General features: G+C 66.0%; 3 protein-coding genes and 2 pseudogenes. 2 read left to right on the top strand and 3 right to left on the bottom strand.

The window, feature by feature from the left end:
• Positions 1-226, top strand: a pseudogene (locus EAO77_RS40565) (carbohydrate ABC transporter permease); the annotation flags it as partial.
• Here EAO77_RS40565 and EAO77_RS41530 read toward each other — a convergent pair.
• Positions 218-1,153: pseudogene (locus EAO77_RS41530) on the bottom strand (carbohydrate ABC transporter permease); the annotation flags it as partial. The pseudogenes EAO77_RS40565 and EAO77_RS41530 overlap by 9 nt on opposite strands.
• Here EAO77_RS41530 and EAO77_RS31175 point away from each other — a divergent pair.
• A complete protein-coding gene (locus EAO77_RS31175) occupies positions 1,081-1,272 on the top strand; it encodes a carbohydrate ABC transporter permease (RefSeq protein ID WP_147991676.1) in 192 nt (63 codons plus the stop codon). The pseudogene EAO77_RS41530 and the gene EAO77_RS31175 sit on opposite strands and share 73 nt — an antisense overlap.
• Here the strand turns inward: EAO77_RS31175 and EAO77_RS31170 are convergent.
• A complete protein-coding gene (locus EAO77_RS31170; RefSeq protein ID WP_222723716.1) occupies positions 1,244-2,137 on the bottom strand; it encodes a carbohydrate ABC transporter permease in 894 nt (297 codons plus the stop codon). The two genes, EAO77_RS31175 and EAO77_RS31170, sit on opposite strands and share 29 nt — an antisense overlap.
• Before the next feature lie 97 nt (positions 2,138-2,234).
• Complete coding sequence (locus EAO77_RS31165) at positions 2,235-3,557, bottom strand: ABC transporter substrate-binding protein (RefSeq protein WP_315986121.1); 1,323 nt, start codon at positions 3,555-3,557, stop codon at positions 2,235-2,237.
• Positions 3,558-3,612: the final 55 nt, after the last annotated feature.

Raw genomic sequence — 3,612 nt, 5'->3', positions numbered from 1 at the left:
GCGCACCGCCTTCCTCGTCTTCTTCCTCGGCGCCAACGTCCTGCCACAAGAAGGCCTGGTGTACCCCATCTACTACCTGTTCAAGGAGATGGGCCTCTACGACGGCAAACTCGGCTACACCATCCTCGTCGGCATCACGTACAGCGCCTTCGGGACCTACCTGCTCTCCTCCGTCTTCAGCAGCTTCCCCCGCGAACTCATCGAAGCCGCCTCCATGGACGGCGCCGGCGGTGAGGCCGCGGGTCAGGGAGCGCTGGAAGATGAGGAAGAAGACGACCATGGGGATGATGCCGAGGAGGGCCGCGGCGCTCATGGCGGTGGGGTCGCTGGTGTATTGCCCCTGCATGACGGACAGGCCGAGGGGGACGGTCTGGTTGTCGTTGGAGATGAGCAGGACGAGGGGGTAGAGGAACTCGTTCCAGCTCCAGACGAAGAAGAAGACGCACATGACGGAGAGGGTGGGCCAGCTCATGGGGAGGACGATGCGCCACAGGATGGTCCACCGGCCGGCGCCGTCCATGGAGGCGGCTTCGATGAGTTCGCGGGGGAAGCTGCTGAAGACGGAGGAGAGCAGGTAGGTCCCGAAGGCGCTGTACGTGATGCCGACGAGGATGGTGTAGCCGAGTTTGCCGTCGTAGAGGCCCATCTCCTTGAACAGGTAGTAGATGGGGTACACCAGGCCTTCTTGTGGCAGGACGTTGGCGCCGAGGAAGAAGACGAGGAAGGCGGTGCGCCAGCGGACGCGGCCGATGCCGATGGCGTAGGCGTTGAAGAGGGCGAACAGGACGGCGATGAGGACGACGCCGAGGCTGATCTGGATGCTGTTGAGGAGTTTTTGGCTGAAGTCGACGCGTTCCCAGACGTCGCCGATGATCTCCCAGTTCCACTGGGTGGGCAGGGAGAGGGAGCCGTTGGTCCGGTAGTCGGCGCTCGTCTTGAAGGAGTTGAGCAGGATGATGACGAACGGGCTGAGGAAGGCGAGGACGAAGACGGCGACGGCCGCGGTGACGGCGTAGGAGCCGGCGCTGCGCTTGTGCGGCTTCTTGCCGGGGCGCGTGGGGGTGGTGGGTCCTCGTCTGGATGCAGCTCGGCTACCCCCTCGTCCTCTTCCTCTCCGGACTCCAGCGCATCGACCCCGAGCTCTACGAAGCAGCCGCCCTCGACGGCGCCACCTGGTGGCAGCGCTTCACCCGCATCACCGTGCCCATCCTGCGACCCGAGGTCTACGTCGTCMTGGTCATGGTCATCCGTCCTCGCGGGCCTGGCGGGTGAGCATCGCCCCGGCGATGATCAGCACGAGCAGGGTGATGGTGCTGGAGATGGCTGATCCGTATCCGACGTCGGCGCGCTCGAAGAAGTTCTGGTAGGCGAAGTAGGCGGGGACGAGGGTGGAGTTGCCGGGGCCGCCTCCGGTGAGGACGAAGATCTGGGCGAAGACCTTCAGGCCGGCGATGGTGGTGGTGACCAGGACGACGTAGACCTCGGGTCGCAGGATGGGCACGGTGATGCGGGTGAAGCGCTGCCACCAGGTGGCGCCGTCGAGGGCGGCTGCTTCGTAGAGCTCGGGGTCGATGCGCTGGAGTCCGGAGAGGAAGAGGACGAGGGGGTAGCCGAGCTGCATCCAGACGAGGACGGCGAGGACGACCCACAGGGCGAGGTCGGGGTCGCCGAGCCAGTTCTCGGTGAGGGAGGCGAGGCCGATCGTCTCGAGGATGCTGTTGACGGCGCCTTCGGGGGCGAGGATCCAGCCCCACATGAGGCCGGTGACGGCGACGGGGATGACCTGGGGGAGGTAGAGGCCTGATCGGAAGATGCTGACGATGCCGTCGCCGTGCTTCTTGCCGATGTAGTCGAACATGAGGGCGGCGAGGAAGAGGCCGAGGAGGGTGGGGACGATCGCGATGCCGATGATGACGACGGCGATGTTGCGGAACGAGGCCCAGAAGTCGGCGTCCTGGAAGAGGCGGACGTAGTTGTCGAGGCCGGTGAAGACGGGGTCGCCGATGCCCTGCCATTCGGTGAGGCTGTAGTAGAAGGTCATCACCAGCGGGACGACGAGGAAGAGCAGGCTCAGGAGCAGGCCGGGTGCGAGGAAGACGGCGTAGCCTGTGGCCCGCGGGTGACGTGTGGCTTTCACGGTGGCTCCTAGGTGGGCGGGACGGCGGCCCGGTGCGGGCGGGCCGCCGTCCCCGGAGGAAGAGTGAGGGGCCGGCGGGGCGAGGGCCGGTCGCGTCTCAGGGGCGGGTCGCGGCGTACTTCTCGTAGGGGGCTGCCAGCTCGTCGAGGACGGCGTCGGGCTTGCCGCCGTTCATGAGGTTCTGGGTGGCACCCAGCCAGGTGTCGTAGTAGCCGGCGACCGGCCAGTCGGGGTAGAAGGCGAGTCCGCTGCCGTCCTGGTAGGTGGCGAACGCCCGGATCAGCTCGCGCGAGCGCGGGTTGCTGATGGAGTCCGGCTCGGCTGCCAGGGGGATGTTGCCTTCCTCGCCGATCAGCTTCTGGATCTTGTCGGACATGGTGATGTCGATGAAGTCCTCGGCGAGCTTCTTGTTCTTGGCCTTGGTGGGGACGACCCAGTGGTTGCCGCCGGAGCCGAGGGTCTTCTCGCTGCCCGGGTAGGGGCCGGTGGACCACGTGAAGTCGGTGATGTCGTTGGTGAGGCTGCCGAACCACCAGTTGCCGCCGACCATGATGGGCCGCTTCTGGGAGACGAACTGTTCGGTCATGTCGGAGCCCTTGAGGCCGACGTCCTTCTGCTCGAAGTAGCCCTTGTCGAGCCAGTCCTGGTAGGTGTTGACGGCGTAGGTCCATTCGGGGCCGTGGAAGTCGACCTTGCCCTTGTAGAGCTGGTAGTTGTCGACCCAGGTGTTGTTGGCCTTGGACACGGCGAGCAGGTAGAGCCAGTGGCCGGCGGGGTGGTCGTTGCCGGCGTTGGCGAGCGGGGTGATGCCGGCGGCCTTGAACTTGGCGAGGGCGGCTTCGAAGCTCTTGAGGTCGGTGGGCTTGGCGACGTCGTGCTTCTTGAAGAGGTCGTCGTTGTAGTAGGTGAGGACGAACTCGCCGTAGTTCGGTATGCCGTACCACTTGTCGCCGCCCATGTCGCCCTTGGCGTCGTAGCGGGCGGTGACGGAGGCGCTCTCGCTGATCTTCTTGTCCCAGCCGCGTTCCTTGGCGGTGGCGGTCAGGTCGGTGAGCAGGCCCTGCTTGGCGAGCAGTCCGGTAGTGGCGTTGCCCTTGTTGTACTCCATGACGTCGGGCGCCTTGTCGGAGTTGAGGATCATGCCCGCGTTCTGCTGGATCTGCTCGAAGGTCTTGCGTTCGAAGACGACCTTCACATCGGGGTGGGTCTTCTTGAACTCGGCGATCGCTGCGTCCCAGGCCCGGCTGAGGGCGCCGTCCTCCTGCTCGTAGTGCCACAGGCGCAGGGTCTTGCCGTCTCCCTCTGCGGTGTCGGAGCCGCCGCCGCATGCGGCGAGCGGTGCCATGAGTGCCAGGGCGGACACGGCGAGCAGGGCTCGGCGTGTGGTGCGGCGGGTGGCACGGAGGCGCATGTTCGTCATGAGATTTCCTTGGGTCTGCACGGGTAGGGCGGTGCGGGGGGAGACGGTGGGGCTG

The sequence above is a fragment of the Streptomyces sp. T39 genome (assembly GCF_008042045.1).
In the GTDB taxonomy this organism is placed as follows: Bacteria; Actinomycetota; Actinomycetes; order Streptomycetales; family Streptomycetaceae; genus Streptomyces.
This window is presented reverse-complemented; position numbering and strand designations above follow the sequence as displayed.